The organism is Nostoc sp. ChiVER01, assembly GCF_034531155.1.
In the GTDB taxonomy this organism is placed as follows: domain Bacteria; phylum Cyanobacteriota; class Cyanobacteriia; order Cyanobacteriales; family Nostocaceae; genus Nostoc.
Genome location: NZ_JAVRBS010000013.1, coordinates 174,996 through 196,745, shown reverse-complemented (window position 1 = coordinate 196,745; position 21,750 = coordinate 174,996). Strand labels below are relative to the sequence as shown.

General features: G+C 39.7%; 12 protein-coding genes. 5 read left to right on the top strand and 7 right to left on the bottom strand.

Annotated features, from left to right (window positions below):
* Nucleotides 1-284: 284 nt before the first annotated feature.
* A complete protein-coding gene (gene glgX / locus RMY00_RS18680; RefSeq protein ID WP_322648963.1) occupies nucleotides 285-2,411 on the bottom strand; it encodes a glycogen debranching protein GlgX in 2,127 nt (708 codons plus the stop codon).
* A 562-nt stretch (nucleotides 2,412-2,973) separates the two neighbouring features.
* Here glgX and RMY00_RS18675 point away from each other — a divergent pair.
* Both RMY00_RS18675 and RMY00_RS18670 read left to right on the top strand, forming a co-directional pair.
* Nucleotides 2,974-7,116 (top strand): amino acid adenylation domain-containing protein, encoded by a 4,143-nt coding sequence (locus RMY00_RS18675; RefSeq protein ID WP_322648962.1) that lies wholly within the window; start codon nucleotides 2,974-2,976, stop codon nucleotides 7,114-7,116.
* 8 nt (nucleotides 7,117-7,124) lie between these two features.
* The gene (locus RMY00_RS18670) at nucleotides 7,125-10,385 is read left to right on the top strand and encodes an amino acid adenylation domain-containing protein (protein WP_322648961.1); all 3,261 of its coding nucleotides are present in this window, start codon (nucleotides 7,125-7,127) and stop codon (nucleotides 10,383-10,385) included.
* 73 nt (nucleotides 10,386-10,458) lie between these two features.
* On the opposite strand, the gene RMY00_RS18665 is transcribed toward RMY00_RS18670, so the two are convergent.
* The 3 genes from RMY00_RS18665 to RMY00_RS18655 form a co-directional block, all read right to left on the bottom strand.
* The gene (locus RMY00_RS18665; protein WP_322648960.1) at nucleotides 10,459-10,872 is read right to left on the bottom strand and encodes a GFA family protein; all 414 of its coding nucleotides are present in this window, start codon (nucleotides 10,870-10,872) and stop codon (nucleotides 10,459-10,461) included.
* A 340-nt stretch (nucleotides 10,873-11,212) separates the two neighbouring features.
* Nucleotides 11,213-11,557, bottom strand: coding sequence for a hypothetical protein (locus tag RMY00_RS18660; RefSeq protein ID WP_322648959.1), 345 nt, complete (start codon nucleotides 11,555-11,557; stop codon nucleotides 11,213-11,215).
* 98 nt (nucleotides 11,558-11,655) lie between these two features.
* Entirely contained in the window at nucleotides 11,656-11,865 is a 210-nt protein-coding gene (locus RMY00_RS18655) for a transposase (protein ID WP_322648958.1), read from the bottom strand.
* Nucleotides 11,866-11,919: 54 nt separating this feature from the next.
* On the opposite strand from RMY00_RS18655, the gene RMY00_RS18650 reads away from it, so the two are divergent.
* From RMY00_RS18650 to RMY00_RS18640, 3 genes are all read left to right on the top strand, one after another.
* Entirely contained in the window at nucleotides 11,920-12,147 is a 228-nt protein-coding gene (locus RMY00_RS18650; RefSeq protein WP_322648957.1) for a hypothetical protein, read from the top strand.
* Nucleotides 12,148-12,322: 175 nt separating this feature from the next.
* Nucleotides 12,323-13,852: a glycosyltransferase gene (locus RMY00_RS18645; RefSeq protein WP_322648956.1), complete on the top strand. Its 1,530-nt coding sequence runs from the start codon at nucleotides 12,323-12,325 to the stop codon at nucleotides 13,850-13,852.
* 612 nt (nucleotides 13,853-14,464) lie between these two features.
* Complete coding sequence (locus RMY00_RS18640) at nucleotides 14,465-19,168, top strand: non-ribosomal peptide synthetase (protein ID WP_322648955.1); 4,704 nt, start codon at nucleotides 14,465-14,467, stop codon at nucleotides 19,166-19,168.
* A 108-nt stretch (nucleotides 19,169-19,276) separates the two neighbouring features.
* Here RMY00_RS18640 and RMY00_RS18635 read toward each other — a convergent pair whose 3' ends face one another.
* The 3 genes from RMY00_RS18635 to ahcY all read right to left on the bottom strand — a co-directional run bounded on the left by RMY00_RS18635 (nucleotide 19,277) and on the right by ahcY (nucleotide 21,456).
* Nucleotides 19,277-19,609 carry a XisI protein gene (locus RMY00_RS18635; protein ID WP_322648954.1) on the bottom strand — a complete coding sequence of 111 codons (333 nt, stop codon included), beginning with the start codon at nucleotides 19,607-19,609 and terminating at the stop codon, nucleotides 19,277-19,279.
* On the bottom strand, nucleotides 19,597-20,016 hold the full coding sequence (locus tag RMY00_RS18630) for a XisH family protein (protein WP_322648953.1): 420 nt from the start codon (nucleotides 20,014-20,016) through the stop codon (nucleotides 19,597-19,599). The genes RMY00_RS18635 and RMY00_RS18630 overlap by 13 nt, the downstream gene beginning before the upstream one ends.
* A gap of 162 nt (nucleotides 20,017-20,178) precedes the next feature.
* Nucleotides 20,179-21,456 (bottom strand): adenosylhomocysteinase, encoded by a 1,278-nt coding sequence (gene ahcY, locus RMY00_RS18625; protein ID WP_322648952.1) that lies wholly within the window; start codon nucleotides 21,454-21,456, stop codon nucleotides 20,179-20,181.
* Between the last annotated feature and the right edge of the window lie 294 nt (nucleotides 21,457-21,750).

The following is a 21,750-nucleotide window of genomic DNA, read 5'->3' as shown; positions in this document are numbered from 1 at the left end:
GACTCCAGCACCAGCATGGCAAGGCTAAAGTAGGGCGCTATATTGCACGAAACCCACCATTCCTAGACATACTGATATAGCAGTCCTAAATCCAGGGCTATGTCATTCTCATTTAGTCCGCCTTAGAATGAATTCTGAGTCTAATAGCGAAGGTTGTCTAAAGACGACTGAGAAAAGGTTATAGTCCGTTAAAACGGACTTTAGCTATGAGCCGCAAAACTTCAGTTCTGGGCGGTTTCTGTCTAGAACGAAGAACCGTTATAACACTTGATATTTTTCTGCTACTAAGCAAGACGACGTAACACCATGATAGAACGGTCTGTAACTGGCACAGTTTGCTCACCCATAACCAATTTTCCTGGGCTAAGGAAGCGAGGCTCGTTAGTGTCAATAACTATTTCCCATTCCCTATCTTGGAAAACATTGGGTAAAGCAAACTCAAGCGTTTCGTAGTGAGCATTAAAAAATAGCAAAAAGCTTTCATCAATAATCCGTTCACCACGGGAGCCAGGAGTAAGAATGCCCTCGCCATTCAAGAAAATTTCCATAGCTTTGGCATAACTAACTAACCACTGCTTTTCAGTCATTTCGCTACCATCGGCATTAAACCAACCGATATCATTAATACCAAAACCGTGAATAGGACGACCTTGAAACCACTTACGCCGTCTAAATACTGGATGCTTATGACGAAAATCAATCAGTTCGCGGCTAAAATATAGTAGTTCAGAATTAGACTTTTGTAAACTCCAATCATGCCAAGAAATTTCATTATCTTGGCAGTAAGCATTATTATTACCCTTCTGAGTGCAACCAATTTCATCTCCTGCTAGTAGCATGGGTACACCTTGAGACAGCATTAGAGTTGCTAAAAAGTTGCGTCGCTGACGTTCCCGTAAGCGGATTACGTCTGGGTTATCGGTTTCTCCTTCTACGCCGCAATTCCAAGAGCGGTTATGGCTTTCCCCATCCCGGCTATCTTCGCCGTTGGCCTGATTATGCTTTTCGTTGTAGCTGACCAAATCATTGAGCGTAAAGCCATCATGAGCAGTGACGAAATTAATACTGGCACTGGGATTACGCCCGTTTGCTTGGTAAAGGTCAGGACTGCCAGTAAAACAGTAAGCAAATTGCCCCAGGCTATCATCTTCACCACGCCAGAAATCCCGGACAGTATCACGATATCTGCCATTCCATTCAGACCAACGTAAAGGGAAATTGCCAACTTGATAACCGCCTTCTCCCAAATCCCAAGGTTCAGCAATCAGCTTCACATCTGCCAGAACTGGATCTTGATGAATAATATCAAAAAAAGCTGCAAGATTATCTACTTCATATAGTTCTCGCGCTAATGCCGAAGCTAAGTCAAAGCGAAAGCCATCAACATGCATTTCTGTTACCCAATAGCGCAGGCTATCCATGATTAACTTCAGAACTTGGGCATGACGCACATTCAGAGAGTTGCCGCAGCCTGTGAAGTCCATGTTGTAACGAGAATTATCTTTGACCAAGCGATAGTACACAGCATTATCGATACCTCGCAGTGACAATGTTGGCCCTAAATGATTGCCTTCGCCAGTGTGGTTATAAACTACATCTAAAATTACTTCAATGCCAGCAGCGTGTAAGTTCTTGACCATCTGCTTAAACTCGGTGACTTGCTGTCCGAGTGAACCACTAGCACTGTAACCGGAGTAGGGTGTCAAATAATTAATGGAATCGTAACCCCAATAGTTTTTAAGTCCTTTATCCACTAGAAATCCTGGAGAAGATAAAAAGTGATGCACAGGCATCAATTCCACAGATGTGATTCCTAGTTGTTGAAGATACTGAATTGCGGCTGGATGTGCTAGCCCTGCATAAGTACCACGTAATTCTTCTGGAATTTCTGGGTGTAGCTTAGTAAAACCTTTAACGTGAGTTTCATAAATAATTGTTTCGTGCCACGGTATAGAAAGTAGTTTGTCATCTCCCCAATCAAAAGACTGATCGACAACAATAGACTTCGGCACAATTTCGGCATTATCTAAATCAGAAAAAGATAGGTCTTGTTCTGGTGCGTCTAAAGAGTAGCCAAAATTAGCTGGATTATCGATAATTTCCCCATCAATTGCCTTAGCATAGGGATCAATTAGTAGTTTATTAGGGTTAAATCGATGACCAAGTTCTGGGGCCCAAGGGCCATGTACTCTAAATCCATAGCGTTGTCCAGGCCCTACTCCTGGTAGATAAGCGTGCCAAACAAAATTATTTTTTTCTGTTAAAGGCAAGCGAATCTCCTCATTATCAGTATCAAATAAACAAAGTTCTACACCTGTTGCATTTTCGGAAAATAAAGCAAAGTTTGTGCCTTTGCCATCCCAAGTAGCACCCAAGGGATATACATTTCCAGGCCATACAGCTATATACATAAGTGAAATACCAAAAGCTAATTTTAGTGTTAGTAAGCAATTTGAAGATGTGTTTAATAGTAATTTTTATAAGTTAATTGAAAGGTTCAGACGAATAAATTTGAATTAACTAAATATTACTATTTTTTTCTTAAAACTTTTTAAAAGTGGATAAAAATAACTTATTTCAGTTTGAGGCAATAATAGAAATTTGATATCTTTAACTGAAAATATTGGGATCGTCTTTTGTTACTACTAAACTCATAAATTTATTAAAAAGCTTATTTGCAAATTTTTTTAGCTTCATTAATTTACAAAAAACAACAAATATCTATATCTACCAAAGTGAATAAATTTATTTATACCAACGTGTATATTTACTTAAAACATCTTTTGTGAAACTATGAGACCAATTTTTTTATTTGCTTATTGTTGTAGCATTTATATATAGTAGCAAGCATGATCTACAGTGATAAAATGTCAAACATGGGTTGCTTTAAGCGAAGCATTATAGTTATAGAAGAAATAATTTTACTAGATCAGCCCTCTGTCTTCGTACTCTTTTTTTAACAAAGATATTGTTATGAGCCAGTATATTTTCAGTAGCCTAATGGCTGATGAAGAACTGAATTTTTCTGATGAGGCAGAGGTTTTTGTCTTTCCCACTTCTTTCGCCCAGCAGCGATTGTGGTTTCTTGACCAATTAGCATCGGGCAATCCATTTTACAATGTGTCAACAGCACTTTGCCTGAAAGGTTCCCTTAACTTTACCGCCTTAAAGCAGACATTCAACGAAATTGTCCGTCGCCACGAAACCTTACGCACTACGTTTGTGATGGTACAGCAACCAGTGCAGGTAATCGCACCCAGCTTAACCATACCTCTTCCCCTAATAGATATACGCAATTTCGCTCAAGAACGTGAGACACAAGTACGGCGAATCGCAACCGCAGAGGCTCAACATTCTTTCAATCTCACCGCCGGGCCATTGCTGCGAGTGAAGCTGCTACAAGTAGATGAAGCAGAATATGTGCTGCTGCTAAATCTACATCACATTGTTGCCGATGGCTGGTCAATTGGTGTGCTAATTAGAGAACTGGGGGTATTATACAAAGCTTTTGTAGAAGATAATCAATGTCTGATGTCTACGTTTCTGCCAGAATTGCCCATTCAGTATGCAGATTTCGCCCAATGGCAACGGGAATGGCTGCAAGCAGTGGGGGAAAACGGCTGTTCGCTTTTACAAACGCAGTTAGCTTATTGGCAAAAGCAATTAGACGGGATTCCGGTGCTGAATCTCCCCACCGACCGAGTAAGACCAGCAGTTTCAACTTACAGGGGTGCAAAACAATTTTTAGAACTACCACATTCCTTAACTCAAGCGCTAGAGACACTTAGCTATCAAGAAGATGTAACCTTGTTTATGACAATGCTTGCAGCGTTTCAAACTTTGCTCTATCGCTACACGCAGCAAGAGGATATTGTAGTAGGTTCAGCGATCGCTAATCGTAATCGTAGCGAACTAGAGGGGTTAATTGGGTTTTTTGTCAATAGTTTGGTGTTACGTAGCGATTTATCAGGGAACCCAACGTTTCAAGAATTATTAAATCGAGTAAGAGAGGTAACTTTAGGAGCATACACCCATCAGGATTTGCCCTTTGAAAAGCTGGTGGAAGAACTTCACCCAGAGCGAGATTTGAGTCGCCATCCTTTATTTCAAGTAGTATTTAGTCTACAAAATACTCCCATTGAAGCACTAGAGCTACCTGGATTAAAGCTTTCGTTATTCGACTTCGACAGCAAGATCGCAAAGCTTGATTTAGAGTTTCATCTGTGGCGAGACTTGGAAACTCTGAAAGGAGAAATCGTGTATAGTACCGATTTATTTGATCAAAGCACCATTACGCGAATGCTAGGGCATTTCCAAGTACTGTTAGAAAGTATTGTTGCCAATCCAAAACAGCGTATTTCAAATTTAGCTTTGCTTACCGAAGGAGAACGGCAGCAGTTATTAATTGATTGGAATGACACTAAAAAATCTTACTCAAATAGTAAGTGTTTTCATCAGTTATTTGAAGCACAAGTTGAAAAAAGTCCTGATGCGATCGCACTAGTATTTGGTAATCAAAAACTCAGCTACAAAGAGTTAAATATACGCAGTAACCAACTGGCACATTATCTCAAAGAAATAGGTGTACAAACTGAATCTTTAGTTGGCATTTGTGTGGAGCGTTCCGCAGAAATGATAATCGCCATTTTAGGCATTTTCAAAGCTGGCGGTGCATACCTTCCTTTAGACCCTAGCTATCCTCAAGAGCGTCTTAACTTTATGTTGCAAGATGCACAAGTTTCATTATTGTTAACACAAGAAAAATTACTTCCAAATTTTACAGCATTCTCGAACCAAATTATTAGTATAGATAAAGATTGGGCAACTATTACACAGCATAGTCAAAACAATCCAAACAGTTGCGTAACACTTGAAAACTTAGCTTATGTCATCTATACCTCTGGCTCAACAGGGCAGCCAAAAGGCGTTTTAATCGAACACCGAGGACTATCTAATTTAGCAGCATATCAGATTGAGGTTTTTAACTTGCAACCGAGTAACCGCATTCTGCAATTTGCATCATTGAGTTTCGATGCCTCAATTTTTGAGACTGTCATGGCATTGGCAATAGGAGCAACCCTTTATTTAATAAATAAAGAATGTCTTCTATCTGGAAAAGCTTTACTCCAACTATTACGCGAAAAAGCTATCACTCACGTTACCCTTCTGCCTGCGGTTTTGGCAGTTCTACCTACAGAATCATTACCTGCATTGCAAACTATTATTAGTGCAGGTGAATCATGTTCTGAGGATATAATAAAACGTTGGTGGAATCCTAGCCGTAGGTTTTTTAACGCTTACGGGCCTACTGAAGCAACCGTTTGGTCAACTGTTGCCGAAATTAAATCTGTGAGTGAAAAACCGCCTATTGGTCGCCCAATTGCTAACACTGAAATTTATATATTAGATAAGCATTTACAGCCTGTACCAATTGGAATTTTGGGTGAATTATACATCGGTGGTGATGGGCTAGCACGAGGCTACCTTAATTGTCCTGAATTAGCTGCTCAAAAATTTATTCGCAATCCTTTTAATAAGAAAAAAGGAGCAAGGATTTATAAGACGGGTGATTTAGCCAGATATCGAACAGACGGTAATATCGAATTTTTAGGGCGCATCGATAACCAAGTAAAAATTCGTGGCTTTCGCATTGAGTTATCAGAAATTGAAACAGTTATAAGACAACATAATAATGTAGAAAAAGCAATTGTAATTACTCAAGGTAATTTATATGATAACAAGCATTTAGTAGCTTACATTATTTCTAAGTCACCGCAGGAGCAAACAACTATTGAAGTACGTGAATTTCTAAAAGAAAAGTTACCAGAATACATGATACCAAAAGCTTTTATAATTCTGGATTCTCTGCCGTTAACGGCTAATGGCAAAGTGGATCACTATGCACTAAAAGCAATTGATACTCAAAGCCGCTCAATCGAGAAAGCCTTTATTGCTCCTCGGACTCCAACTGAGTCAACTTTGGCAAGAATATGGGCTGAAGTCCTTAATGTTGAGAATGTAGGTATTCATGACAACTTTTTTGATTTGGGAGGAAATTCGCTACTGGCTATACGTTTATTAGACCAAATAAATAAACAGTTTGAGCGTGATTTACCTTTATCTAGCCTGTTTTTAAATCAAACAATTGAAAGTTTAGGAATTGCTCTATGTTCTAAGACAGATTCTCTGAGGTGGTCTCCTTTAGTTACGATTCAACCGAATGGCTCAAATCCGCCTTTCTTTTGCGTTCATCCAATATTTGGTGTTGTCTTTCCTTATTATGAATTAGCTCATCAATTGGGTGAAAATCAACCACTTTATGGGCTACAACCTATTGGAATTGATGGAAAAACTCCACTAACGTGCATTGAGGATATGGCTACCCACTACATTGAAGCATTGCGTTCAGTACAACCGAAAGGGCCTTATTTTATAGGAGGTTGGTCTTTTGGAGGTTGGGTTGCTTTTGAAATGGCTCAACAACTTGAAAATTCTGGGGAAGAAGTAGCTTTACTTGCTGTGCTTGACACTGTAGCACCAATTAAGAGCAATATACCTTCTTTGAGTAATACTTTGAAGTTTCTTTTTACTACAGTAGTGCCATATATGTGGCCATTTTTCATTGATTATTTACGTCTAATTACTGCTCCTAGTAAAAACCGAATTAATAGACTAACTTCTCGATTTTATAATTTTAAGGAGTTGATGCGATACTCCTTTTGGGAGTCGCTAACGCTAACGCTCAAAACAAATCTGTTCTCGTACTTCATCCAAAAGGAGGATGCCACAGCCAATTTTATATCTAACGAATCTAAGCAAAGGCTTTTAAGTGAGTCAGCTATTTTTCCTATGCTTCGTGTTTTTTACGCCAATAACCAAGCAGTTCTCAACTACGTTCCGCAAGTCTACCCTAAGCGAATTAATCTTTTTAGAACAAAAGTTCAGTTAAACATTGCCGAAGAGGAGGCGAGTATGGGTTGGGATCAGTTAGCTGTGGGAAGAACAGAAATTCATCATATTCCTGGCAATCACCTAACCATGCTAAGAAAACCCCATATTCAAGTTCTCGCCGCACAGTTAAGAGGCTGTATTGAGAAAGCACAAACTTTAAAATAAGGATCAATATGTTTTCTGAAGAGGTCTTTGTCTTTCCAGTATCTTTTGCCCAACAACGGTTATGGTTCCTTGACCAGTTGATCCCTAACAATACTATTTATAATGTGCCGACAGTAATTCGCTTAACAGGTTCACTTAACTTAACGGCACTAGAGCAGACTTTTAACGAAATTGTACATCGCCATGAAAGCTTACGCACTACATTTATAGTGTTGGATGGGCAACCTCTACAGGCAATTGCGCCCAGCTTAACAATACCTATTTCTGTATTAGACCTCCAGCTACTGCCAGATGATGAAAGAGAAGTTGAAGTAAACAGCATTATTAACGCAGAGATAGAACATCCCTTTGATTTATCCTCCGGGCCATTGCTGCGAGTGAAGTTGCTTGTGCTTTCCAAGACGGAACATATTCTATTACTGAATATGCACCACATTATCTGCGATGATTGGTCTATTGGGGTGCTGATTCGGGAGCTGGGAATACTGTACACTGCTTTTGCACAAAACCAGCCTTCTCCTCTATTAGAATTGCCTCTTCAATACGCCGACTTTGCTCACTGGCAGCGTGAATGGTTACAAGGAGAAGTACTGCAAACGCAGTTAACTTATTGGCAGCAGCAATTAAATGGTATTTCTATGCTGCATTTGCCTACGGACAAACCAAGGCCAGCTATACAAAGCTATGAAGGAGCAACACAATTTTTTGAGTTACCAAAAAAGCTAACTGATGCATTAGAAAAGCTTTCGCACCAAGAAGGTGTAACCTTTTTTATGATGCTGCTGGCAGCATTTAAAACTTTGCTCTATCGCTACACACATCAAGAAGATATTGCGGTAGGTTCGCCAATTGCTAACCGTAATCGTAGCGAAATTGAAAGTCTAATTGGTTTTTTTGTCAATAGTTTAGTACTACGCAGTAATTTAGCTGGAAACCCAAGTTTTCGAGAAATTTTAGGCAGAGTCCGAGAGGTAACATTAGGGGCTTATAGCCAGCAAGATTTACCATTTGATAAGCTTGTTGAAGAACTGCATCCAGAGCGCAACTTGAGCCATCATCCGTTATTCCAAGTAGTGTTTAGTTTACAGAATGCACCAATGTCAGCACTAAAGCTACCTGGATTAATGCCTAGCTTTATGAATATTGATTTAAAAAAAACGCGCTTTGATTTAGAACTACACTTATGGAAGTGTTCTGATGATTTTAGGAGCTTATGGGGTGCAAACTGGAAGTACTCTGAAGGACTCCGTGGCGTAATAGTTTACAACACTGATTTGTTTGATAAAGCTACTATCAGTCGGATGCTGGAACATTTTAAAACTCTGTTGTCAAGTATTCTTGCCAATCCAAAACAACGAATTGCAAATTTACCACTATTAAGTGAAGCAGAGCTACATCAGCTATTAGTAGATTGGAATAATACTAACACAAATTTTCCTCATGATAAGTGTATCCATCGGTTGTTTGAAGAACAAGTACAGCATCATCCTAATTCTATAGCAGTAATCTTTGGTAACGAGCAACTCACTTATCAAGAGTTGAATAATCGCAGCAATCAGCTAGCACAATACTTACAAAAAACTGGGGTTGGTTCAGAAAAGCTAATAGGTATTTGCATTTCCCAGTCTATAGAAATGATAGTTGGCTTATTAGGCATTCTGAAAGCAGGAGGAGCATATCTTCCTTTAGATCCCAGTTATCCTGAAGAACGCCTAAAGTTCATGCTGGAAGATGCACAGGTTTCAGTATTGCTAACACAAGAAAAGTTACTCAAGTCTTTTGAATGCTTTTTAAATCTAATTGTTTGCATAGATAAAGACTGGAAGATTATTACTCAAGAAAATAACCATAGCGTTAAAAGTAACGTTACATCTAATAATTTAGCTTATGTTATTTATACTTCCGGCTCTACAGGAAAACCTAAGGGAGTAGCCATAACTCACAAAGCTGTAAATCGGCTAGTGTGCAATACAAATTATATAAAATTGTCACCATCAGATAAAATTGCCCAAGTCTCAAACACTTCTTTTGATGCAGCAACATTCGAGATTTGGGGAGCGTTACTTAACGGTGCTCAACTTGTGGGTATTAGTAAAGATGTAATGCTTTCGTCTCATGAATTCGCATTACAGCTACAACAAAAAGAAATTAGTGTCTTGTTTTTGACAACAGCTTTATTTCAACAGATTGCCAGAGAGGTTTCCCAAGCTTTTGCTTCATTGCGATATTTACTGTTTGGTGGCGAGGCTGTTAATATAAGATGGGTTAAAAGAATTTTCCAACATGGTGTGCCAAAGCATTTAATTCATGTATATGGGCCTACAGAAAATACAACATTTTCATCTTATTATCATATCGAAGAATTAGCAGAATTAGATACATTTATTCCTATTGGTTGCCCGATCGCTAATACACAAATTTATATATTAGATTCGCATTTACAACCTTTGCCCATTGGTATTATTGGAGAATTATATATTGGCGGTGATGGTTTGGCACGAGAATATCTCAATCATACGGAATTAACTGCTGAACACTTCTTCACAAATCATTTTAGTAATAATTCAAAAACACGACTTTATAAAACGGGTGATTTAGCCCGATATTTACCAGATGGAAATATTGAATTTTTAGGACGGATTGACAATCAAGTAAAAATTCGTGGCTTCCGTATTGAATTATCAGAGATTGAAGCGGTTTTGAGTGAACATCCAGCAGTGAAAGAAGCAGTAGTAATTGCTGACGAGGACATACCTGATAATAAGTATTTGGTGGCTTATATTGTTGTTAATGTAGTAGAAATATCAGATTTAGCATCTGTATTACGTAAGTATTTAAAAGAAAAGTTACCAGAATACATGGTGCCAATAGCATATCTGGTCATGGAATCAATACCATTAACACCGAATGGCAAAGTAGACCGTCGTGCTTTACCTAAAACAGATATAGTAACTTTCGATAGATATGATTATGTAGCACCACGATCGCAAGTTGAAGAGTTGCTTGGAGAAATTTGGGCTAAAGTCTTGGGAAAAGAGCAGATAGGCGTTCATGATAATTTCTTTGAATTAGGCGGTCATTCTCTACTAGCGACTCAGTTAATTTCCCGAATCCGAGATACCTTTCAAATAGATGTAACTGTACGCAATTTGTTTGAAGCACCAACTATTGAACAACTTGCTAAGTACGTTGATACAATGTGTTGGGCAGCAAAAGGTGTGGATAAGACTACAACTACAGGAAAAGAACGAGAAGAAGTGGAATTTTAAGGAAAAACCCTTCAGTTAGAAGACGTTAGCGACGTAGGAGCGTCATTGCGAATTGGTATAACGCATTCTATTGCTACTGCATAGGTGGCATCTTAGCGAACTTGGGCAGGTTTGGGTTCATGTAATTCCACGGCTGGGCACTGGCTGTGTAAATATCCATCGCGGGTTGAAACCAGCTTGGGTCATCAAGACTCCCTGCCATAATGCCCATAAGCTCAGGGATGGGGGGCTTGCTAAATAATCGGGAACCGCAGTTTGGGCAAAAGCCTCGACCAACAACGCTTCCGCTATCACCAATTACGTTATAGTATTTAATATCTCCGGTGACGGTGACTGCACTTTGCGGTACAAGAAGCCCAGATGCATAGGCAGCTCCTGTGGCCCGTTGACAATCACGACAGTGGCAATTCCCCATTGTAATGGGTTCGGCTAAACATTCGTAGCGGACAGAGCCGCATAGACAACCGCCAGTAAATTTTGTTGCCATAAAAACATCTCTCCTTAGAAACGAAAAGTCTGATCGTCAGGATCTCCCCCAAGAACAACTTTTCAAGATAGCTTTGCTAGGACGCAGGTTTATTCATTACACTTGCAGTGCATCCTGATTTATACAGTAGCGATCGCATTCTTATCTAGTCTTACAAGTTTTTGCTTTTTTTACAGATTTCAGCTATTTTTCTCGAACAACCTTAGGCGTGACTCCAAGCAGCCGCTTAAAATGATTGGTTAAATGCCCCCCATTGGCAAAGCCGACTTTATAGAACCGATTTGAGATCTATACAGGAGGGCAATCGAATTTGGCTGAACTACGAGCTAAGTTACAAATTTTATAGATTGATCGTCAGGATTTTTTTCTTGCTTTTTTTGTCGCTCAACACGACTGTATTGTAGGGTAATGTATCCGTTAAGAGCGGAATTGGCAGCCTAAAACTGGGGCTTTTATGATCGAGTTCGCCTAAATCAATGCTTTTCTTTATATTGCCATCTGTTGCAAGATTTGCGGTAAGTTCGCCTTTATAATCTTCAATTAAAAAGTCTCTAAAGAAAACGACTGCCCCACCCTCAGGATCTATACCAAGGATGACCGTACCGCTGAAAGTTGCGCCTTTTCGTTCTTCATCAACCGTTGCCACTGGGATTTCCGAGGGGTCTTGACCGGACATATCTGCCATAAACTTTTTTCTCTTGCGAATTCTCAACAATTGAAAATGATTTTACAAGAGCGCTATGGGCGATCGCAAAACTCTCAGGACGTATTTCTGCATCGGTCTTACAAATGTATAGCCAAGTTACTTCTGGTTATACGCCTAATTGGAAGATTCCCATTCTTGAGTTGATAGAAGATACCATCTAAGATTTGTCGCTTTGTCCACTTTGGTGGTCTGGTTTGCTTTTTCTGCGGCAATAGTGGTTCAATGATTGCCCACTCTTTGAACGAACCGCAAAGGGAAGGCAGCGCGGTCTTGGGGGTCTCCCCCATGAGCGACTGCCGTCGCAAAGGACACAAAGAAAGAAGGAAGGAAGCCAAGAGAATTTGGCGCAGCCTCACAAAGAAATGGTATTAGTATTTTTTAAGAGCAGCACAGCCGACGGCGTACCACTTGCTACTCGCCTCCTGCCTTGTTTCTTGAAAGTTACCATGCTATTTATGTCATCGGGTATATATGCGCCAGCCGCAGTAGCGATTAACTTAAACATTAGGAAAATACGCGAACTGGCTGGGTTTAAGTTAAAGGGAATCAATAAAAACCCTTTGACTTAGTTGTTGATGGCATTTATATACAGCCTTACTGCCTGCGTTTTTCAACCTCGGGAGTTTTTAACAAGCTCACCGAAGAGGCAGAGGGGAAGGGAGCAGGGAAAGCAAGCTCTTTCCAAGAGCGTGGAGCAAAGCAAAACACGGGTACTAGAAATCAACCTGTATTAGGAAGTGGGCTATGCATATTGGATTTCTCAATCCTCAAGGCAATTTTGATTCAAATAATAGTCATATAACGAAACACCCAGATTTTGGGGGTCAGCTGATCTACGTTAAGCAACTCGCCATAGCTATAGCTCAAATGGGTCATAAAGTTGATATTCTCACCCGTCAAATTATTGACCCAGAGTGGCCAGAGTTTGCCGAAGTGATTGACACTTATCCAGGGATCGATAACGTCCGCATTATTCGCTTACCAGCTGGGCCAAAAGAATTTCTCCCTAAAGAGTTGCTATGGCCTCATCTGGTCGCTGATTGGGTACCTAACATCTTGAAATTTTATCAAGAGCAAGGTGGCTTACCCGATGGTATGACTGCTCACTACGGTGATGGAGGACTTTGTGGCGTTCTAATTCAAGAGGAGACAGGTATACCTTTTACCTTTACTGCTCATTCTCTCGGCGCTCAAAAGATGGACAAACTAGAAGTCACATCAGAAAATCTCACGGAAATAGATGAGCAATTTAATTTCAGATATCGCATTTTAGCCGAACGCCTGAGCATGAATCGCTCGGCCATTAATATCACTAGTACACGACAAGAACGCTTTGAACAGTATTCTCATCGAGTCTATAGTGGTGCAGTGGATGTAAACGACGACAATCGCTTTACAGTAATTCCACCGGGAGCAGATTTCTCAATTTTCGGTGCAAAGGCTCGTTCCGAAAATGAGGAAGCTACCCAAGAGTTCATTCAAGAGCGATTGGCACGGGACATTGCAGAAAACCGTCGAGATTTGCCCGTTATTGTAGCATCCAGTCGATTAGAGCTTAAAAAAAACATATTGGGGCTAGTGCAAGCCTTTGCAATGAGTCCAACACTTCAGGAACGAGCTAACTTGATGCTAATTACAGGAGGACTGGACAATCCTTTGCAAGAGGAAGCTAGTGACGGCATGACTGAAGAGGTATTAGCCCCCATTCGGAAAGTGGTGAAAGAAAACGATTTGTGGGGCAAGGTGAGTGCCTTTGGCTTGTCAAATCAGTCTCAAGAGTCGCTGGCAGCAGCTTATCGGTTTTTGGTTAAACGCCGCTCAGTATTTGCGCTGACAGCAGTTTACGAACCTTTTGGGCTTGCTCCTTTAGAAGCAGCAGTTGCAGGTTTGCCAGTGGTAGCAACTAAGAATGGTGGCCCTAGCGAGAGCTTGCAGCAGGGAGATGAGGAATATGGCGTACTCGTTGACCCAGAAGATCCTGCTGATATTGCACGGGGGTTGGAGCGGTTGCTATGTGATGCTCAGGAGTGGGAGTATTTTGCCCAAGCTGGTCAACAACGCGTGCTAAAGAATTACACTTGGGAATCTACTGCTGAAAACTACCTGACTTTGCTAGAGCAGATTTCGTCTTCACCGGAAGCTAGCCCTCGTGCTGAACTCCTTCCCATTCATGCCTACTTCCGTAACCCAGAATCGCAGACCGATGTTTTTTTGGAAGAATTGAGCGACCTTTACTTTGGATCTAATCAAAAGGTATTAATAAATGTAGCTTAAATCAAGAAGGCAGGAGGCAGAGGGCAGAGAGCAGAAGTTCTTGCAGGGAAAGCGGAAGTTGCTACAGACTGCGCGAAACACCGAAACGTTAAAGCAGAAGTTCTTGCAGGGAAAGCGGAAGCTGCTACAGACTACGCGAAACACCAAAACGTTAAAGCGGAAGTTCTTGCAGAGAAAGCGGAAGCTGCTACAGACTGCGCGAAACACCGAAACGTTAAAGCGGAAGTTCTTGCAGGGAAAGGAGAAGCTGCTACAGACTACGCGAAACACCGAAACGTTAAAGCGGAACGCCTACGCTTAATTGTCGCTTGGCATAATACCGTTAACTGCTTTTAGCTTCATACCATAGTTAAGCTAATGAGCATTTAAGTTGCATAAATCCAGGGTTGAAGCCCTTACCACGAGCGAGTCAGTCTGGAAAAATGAATGACGATTAGCTTAGAATCGTTCAACTTTCACTCCCAAGAATGATTTATACAATGTTGTAAGTGTGATAAAAATGCTGGGTTAGTTGATAAACAGCGTAAAGTGGCAAAAATAATTATTTACAAATAATGTTGTTTCTGCCTCCAACTTTTTATTAAATAACAACTGTTCCGCAGGGGTTTAATTTTGAATACAGTTGAGCTATTATCTTATCTTCGCAGCTTAGATATTCAAATTTTTCTTGATGGTGAAAAGTTCCGTTGTAACGCACCTGAAGGAATTCTTACAGTAGAATTGCGTGCAGAAATTCAAGAACATAAAGCAGAAATTATTGAATTTTTAAAAGCAACTAATCGTACTCATAACCATAGCTTTAGACCTCTTGTACCTATTTCGCGTTCTGCAAATCTTTCCCTCTCCTTTGCTCAACAACGGCTGTGGTTTCTCGATCAATTAATCCCTAATAATCCTTTCTATAACATTCCAGTAGCATTACATTTAACAGGTTCGCTAAATAAAGTCGCACTAGAACAAACTTTTAACGAAATTGTGCGACGACACGAAGCTTTACGCACCAATTTTGTCATCCAGTCAGGGCAACCAGTTCAGATAATTAATCCGACGTTAATTATTACTTTACCAATAATAGATTTACGGCAACTGCCACAAGCCGAACGAGAAATACAAGCACGACAATTCACTAATCAAGAAGCTCAACGCCCTTTTAATTTATCAACAGATTCGTTGCTGCAAGTAAAACTGCTGTGGTTGGATGAGACAGAATACATCCTGCTGCTAAATATGCACCACATTGTATCCGATGGTTGGTCTATTGGAGTGCTAATTCAAGAGATAGCAGCACTCTACACAGCCTTTACTAGCAATCAGCCCTCTCCTTTGCCGAAACTTACAATTCAATATGCAGACTTTGCATACTGGCAACGTCAATGGTTACAGGGGGAAGTATTAGAAAAGCAACTTGCTTACTGGCAAAAGCAATTAAACGGTATTTCTATATTAAATCTGCCAACCGACAGACCAAAGCTAGCTATTCAAACTTATCAAGGTGCAAGGCAACCTCTACAATTATCAAAAAGTTTGAGCGAAGCACTTTTAGCTCTCGGACAGCAAGAAGGGGTAACTTTATTTATAACCTTACTAGCAGCATTTAAAGTTTTACTTTACCGCTATACACAACAAGAAGATATTGCGATCGGTTCACCTATTGCCAATCGCAATCGTAGTGAAATTGAGGGATTAATTGGTTTTTTTGTCAATAGCTTAGTACTGCGTACTCATTTATCAGGAAACCCAACTTTTCGAGAATTATTGAATCGAGTTAAAGAGGTAGCTTTAGGGGCTTATGCTCATCAAGATTTACCTTTTGAAAAACTTGTAGAGGAACTGCATCCAGAGCGTAACTTGAATCAAAATCCGCTATTTCAAGTGGTGTTTGCCCTGCAAAACGCTCCTATATCAGCATTAGAGTTAACTGGTTTAACTTTAAGTCCACTAGCATTTGATACAGAAACAACACGCTTTGATTTGGAGTTCCATCTGTGGGAGCCAAATACTCAAAATGGTTTATGGGTAGATAGTGCAGAAGGAATTAGTGGCTTTGTAATTTACAGTACTGATTTATTTGATAACGCTACTATCACCAGAATGTTAGGACATTTCCAAACATTACTGGAGAGTATAATTGCAAATCCAGAACAACGAATTGCACAATTATCGCTTTTAAGTCAATCTGAGCAACATAATTTATTAATTGAATGGAATAATACTCAATTAGATTATCCACAAGATAAATGTATACATCAGTTATTTGAGAAGGTTGCCCAACAGAATCCTGATGAAATTGCACTAGTATTTGGCGATGATAAACTCAGCTACAAAGAGTTAAATATCCGTAGTAACCAGCTTGCACATTATCTAAAAAAATTAGGAGTTAAAACCGAAGTTTTAGTCGGGCTTTGTGTAGAACGATCTTTAGATATGGTAATTGGGATGTTAGGCATCCTGAAAGCAGGTGGAGCTTATGTGCCTCTAGATCCAAGCTATCCATCTGAACGTTTAAACTTTATGCTTGAAGATGCTAAAGTTTCAGTTTTATTAACTCATGAGCGATGCCTTGAACGTTTGAAAAACTATGATTCAAATATAATCTGTTTAGATAAGTGCAAAATTATTGCTCAAGAAATTGAAGAGAATCTCCCTAGTGAAATTGCAGCAAACAACCTTGCTTATGTCATATATACCTCTGGCTCAACAGGAAAACCTAAAGGCGTACAAATTGAACATAGAGGATTATTAAATCTGGTTTTTTGGCATCAAAAAGCCTTTGCAGTTTCACCTATTGACCGAGTAACGCAGATAGCCGGGGTTGCTTTTGACGCTAGTGGTTGGGAAATTTGGCCTTACCTTAGTGCTGGAGCAAGTATTTATATTGTAGATGATGAAATTAGGCGATCGCCTGAATATCTCCGAGATTGGTTAATATCGCAAAAAATTACAATTTCCTTCTTACCAACACCTATAGCAGAAAAGTTCTTATTATTAGATTTTCCTAAAGATGCTGCTTTACGAATATTGCTTACAGGTGGAGACAAACTAAATCAATATCCTTTAGCTTCCCACTCCTTCCAAGTATTTAATAATTATGGGCCCACAGAGAACACCGTTGTTACAACTTGTGGTCATATTTCTGTTAAGAATAAAGATAATTTAGCACCTGCAATTGGGAGTGCGATCGCTAACACCCAAGTTTACATCCTAGATAAATATTTACAACCAGTACCCATTGGTGTGCCAGGAGAATTATATATAAGTGGTGATGGATTGGCACGAGGTTATTTAAACCGTCCTGATTTAACTGCGGAATGCTTTATTTATCATAGTTTTACTAATAAGTTAAAAGCACAACTTTATAAAACAGGTGATTTAGTCCGTTATCGAGTAGATGGTAACATTGAGTTTTTAGCTCGCCTCGACGAGCAAGTAAAAATCCGTGGCTACCGCATTGAGTTAGGCGAAATTGAAGCAGTGCTAAGTCAACATCCAGCAGTACAGCAAACTGTAGTAATAAGTCGTGAACATGAAAAGGAAAAACGCCTAGTAGCTTATCTGGTAGCAAAAGCTGAATACAGCAGTGAGCAAGAGAATGTTGAATTAATGCAATTGCAGAATGAGCAGGTTTTGCAATGGCAGATGCTCTATGACGAAACTTATAATCAGCCTGCTGCTGATTCAGATCCAACATCCAATTTTATCGGTTGGAACAGTAGTTATACAAATCAGCCGATTCCACCAGAGCAGATGCGTCAGTGGGTAAATAACCAAGTAGCGCAAATTTTGACTTTGCAACCCAAACGAGTATTAGAAATTGGTTGTGGAACAGGTTTAATTCTGTTTAGAATTGCACCTCACTGCACTAAATATTGGGGAACAGACTTTTCTCCAGTTTCACTTAACTACATTCAGCAGCAGTTAGAAAAACAAGAAATGCCGCAGGTAACACTGCATCAGCAAATGGCTACTGACTTCGAGAAAATAGAAACAGCAGCTTTTGATACAGTAATTCTGAACTCAGTTGTACAATATTTTCCTACTATTGATTATCTAATTCGTGTATTAGAAGGTGCTGTGAGAGCAACTGCTCCAGGTGGCTTTATCTTCATAGGAGATGTGCGTAGTTTGCCACTTTTGCAAGCTTTTCATGCATCAGTGCAACTGGAGCAAGCTGAATCTTCCCTTAGCCGTTCTGAGTTACAGCAACGGGTTCAAATGCAAATTTTCCAAGAGACAGAATTGGTAATTGATCCAGCTTTTTTTAGTGCAATAAAGCAATGCTTTCCTCAGATTAGCAATGTACAAATTCAACTGCTGCGGGGACGCAATCGCAATGAATTAACTCAATTTCGGTACAATGTGATTCTACATATTGGTGATAAAACTATTAATAATATTAGAAATGATTCATCTCTAAACTGGTCTGAAGAGAATTTAACAGTGTCAGCACTACGTCAATTATTAATTGAAACTAAACCAGAAATATTATGTATTAATAATGTACCTAATGCGCGGGTCATGGCAGCAGTTAAAACATCAGAATGGCTATCAGATGTAGAAGATTTTAAAACTGTAGGTCAAATGCGTAAAGCTTTGCAAGAACTCGAAAACATAGGAATAGAACCAGAAGATTTTTATACACTAGATATAAATTACAAAGTTGATATTACTTGGTCACATCCCAGTAGTGAAGGGCGCTATGATGTGGTTTTTGTACGGCAAGATAAAATAGGTAACAGAACTATTTTTTCACATAGCACGACTTACTCTCATTCCTGGCAATCTTACGCCAATAATCCCTTACAAGCCAAAGCTGCGCGTAAATTAGTGCCACAGTTGCAGACTTACACATCACAAAAACTGCCTGAGTACATGATTCCATCAGCTTTTGTAATATTAGAGTTTTTACCTCTAACAGCTAATGGTAAAGTCAATCGCCGCGCCTTAAAAGCATTCTATGATGATACAATTCAGCCCCAATTATCTGAAAATTACATTGCACCTCGAACTCCTGTAGAACAAGTAGTGATAAAAATTTTTGCTGAAGTTTTAGGACTTAAGCGTGTAGGAATTTATGACAATTTCTTTAAATTAGGCGGTCATTCATTATTAGCAACTCAGCTTGTCTCTAAAGTGCGCGATACCTTGGGTGTTGAGTTACCCTTGCGTAGCGTATTTGAAGCACCAACAATTGCACAAATTTCTAAGATAGTGGAAGGCTTTAAAGAAAGCAATCCTCAAAGTCAAGCACCAGTTTTAGTACCATTGTCACGCGAAAGTCGGCGGATTAAGTTATCTTCCTTAAACAAAAAGGGATAAGCCAAAGCTTATCGCCCCAAAAAGTTAACTAATCAATCATCAAGTTGCCAAAATCAAACAATTAATATACTTAACCTTCAACTTCAGTCGGGATAAAATACAGCAAATTTAAACAGATGCAAAACCAGTAAACTGACGGACATAAGGGGATCTAAAACCTAAAACAATATCGGTAGTCGGCACACCTAATTCTACTAATTGATTAGCTATTCCTTCTTCTGTAAAATCGCGCTGAATCCAAATTTTATCATCCTTGATACTAAGATGAATTGGGCATCCATACACTCTTTCTTCATCATGCCATCCCACATATACTAATAAGTAGCGATCGCGTTCTGTATCAAAAATAATTTCAGTATTTTCTAAATTTTCCTGGGGTTGCTCATTTGCATATTTGTAGATAATTCTTTTTACTAATTCCTGATAATTTAATTTTTCCATAATACTATCTCCTGTTTCTGAACATGAAAAACGAATAATTTGATTTCATACCGTTCTAGTACGCTTTGAATAAAAGAATCTATAAAAAACTCTTGATATATATCTTTAGATATTGCTAAATATAATACTCGCTCAGAGTCCTTTTGTTCTAATGCTACCCTGTAGTTTAAAAATTGACCAACAGCTGTATGAAACTCTGAGATTGCTGACACCCCAATAAAACTTTTTACCTCTACTGCTATTTTTTGCTCACCTTTATCAGCCGAAATTAACTTTTGCGCTCCTAAGTCTATTTTAATTCTAATTTGTTCAGAGAGGTTAAAAAACAAGGGATCATGTGTAATTTTCCAGCCATCTTTTTCTAAGGCTACTTTCACAGTATTATGAAAAATATCTTTTGCTGACATATAAAAGATAGTAATCTAAATCATATCTTACCTAATTTTTTAAGTAAGCTGTTACACTTTACGCTCTCTGCATCTATGCAGATTCCGCTTGCAGTCTGCGCGAAACACAAAAAAGGGATAAGCCCAAAAGCCTATCCCCCAAAAAATCAACTAATCAATGTATTAAGTTCCACTTGTCCAAGAATTGATGTACTCAATTTGATCTGGTGTTAGGCTATCAATTGTGATACCAATAGCCTGCAACTTCAAACGAGCAATTTCTTGATCGACTTCAACCGGAATTGAGTGCAAACCGGGTTGCAACTTACCCTTATTCTTCACCAGGAATTCACAAGCCAAAGCTTGGTTCGCAAAACTCATATCCATAACTGCGCTGGGGTGTCCTTCAGCCGCAGCTAGGTTAATCAAGCGTCCTTGTCCGAGAACGACTACTGATTTACCATTTTTCAACTTGTACTCTTCAGTAAAAGGACGAACTTCTTTGATTTCCTTAGCTTGTGCAGCCAAGTATTTCAAATCAAGTTCCAAATCAAAGTGACCTGAGTTACAAACGATCGCACCGTCTTTCATGACATCGAAGTGTTCACCGCGAACGACGTGCTTGTTACCAGTCACAGTGATAAATATATCACCTTGGGGTGCAGCTTCAGCCATTGGCAGGACGCGGAAACCATCCATTACGGCTTCAATTGCCTTGATGGGGTCGATTTCGGTGACGATGACGTTAGCACCCATGCCACGGGCGCGGAGGGCTGTACCTTTACCACACCAGCCATAACCGACGACAACAACGTTCTTCCCAGCCAACAAAATATTTGTGGCGCGGATAATGCCATCTAGGGTTGATTGCCCAGTACCATAGCGATTATCAAAGAAGTGCTTGGTGTCAGCGTCGTTGACGTTGACTGCGGGGAAGGTAAGAACGCCTTCTTTAAACATGGCGCGTAACCTGACGATCCCGGTAGTGGTTTCTTCGGTGCTACCAATCAAATCAGCGATTTGGTGTTGGCGTTGTTGTACCAGAGTTGCAACCACATCGCTACCGTCATCAACAATAATGTTGGGGCGATGATCTAAAGCTATTTGGACGTGGCGGTTATAAGTTGCGTTATCTTCGCCTTTTTGAGCAAAGACGGGAATTTCATGATCGACGACGAGGCTAGCGGCTACGTCATCTTGCGTTGATAAAGGATTGCTAGCAATTAAAAGCGCATCTGCACCACCGGCTTTCAGAGCGATCGCCAAATGTGCTGTTTCTGTTGTAATGTGGGCGCAAGCTACAAGGCGTAAACCAGCAAAGGGTTTCTCGATAGCAAAGCGATCGCGGATTTGCCGCAAAACTGGCATTTCGCGTCCAGCCCATTCAATACGCTGTCTACCCAAGGCAGCTAGGCCGAGGTCTTTAACCTCGTGCTTTAATCGGGGAGAAGTTGCGGTCATCAAAAGTTACCTCAAAAAATAAAAAAAGCTACGTAAATTTTACGCACTCTACTAGGTTATTCTACGACTGCTGATTTTTGCTTATATGCAAATCATTAGTCAATAGTCTTCAAAACTAGCTTGACGTTTGATCGGCGGAATGTCAACTTTATCCCCAGGTTCTTCCTTTTTGTTTTATCTTTGGAAAAAGTAAGACTTTCTAACTCTAGGCGCTGATTTTAAATGTATTGTCATCTGTCTATAGATATAAAGTAAATAAAAAAACATCAAAATTTCATCGTCTCAAAGTAAAAC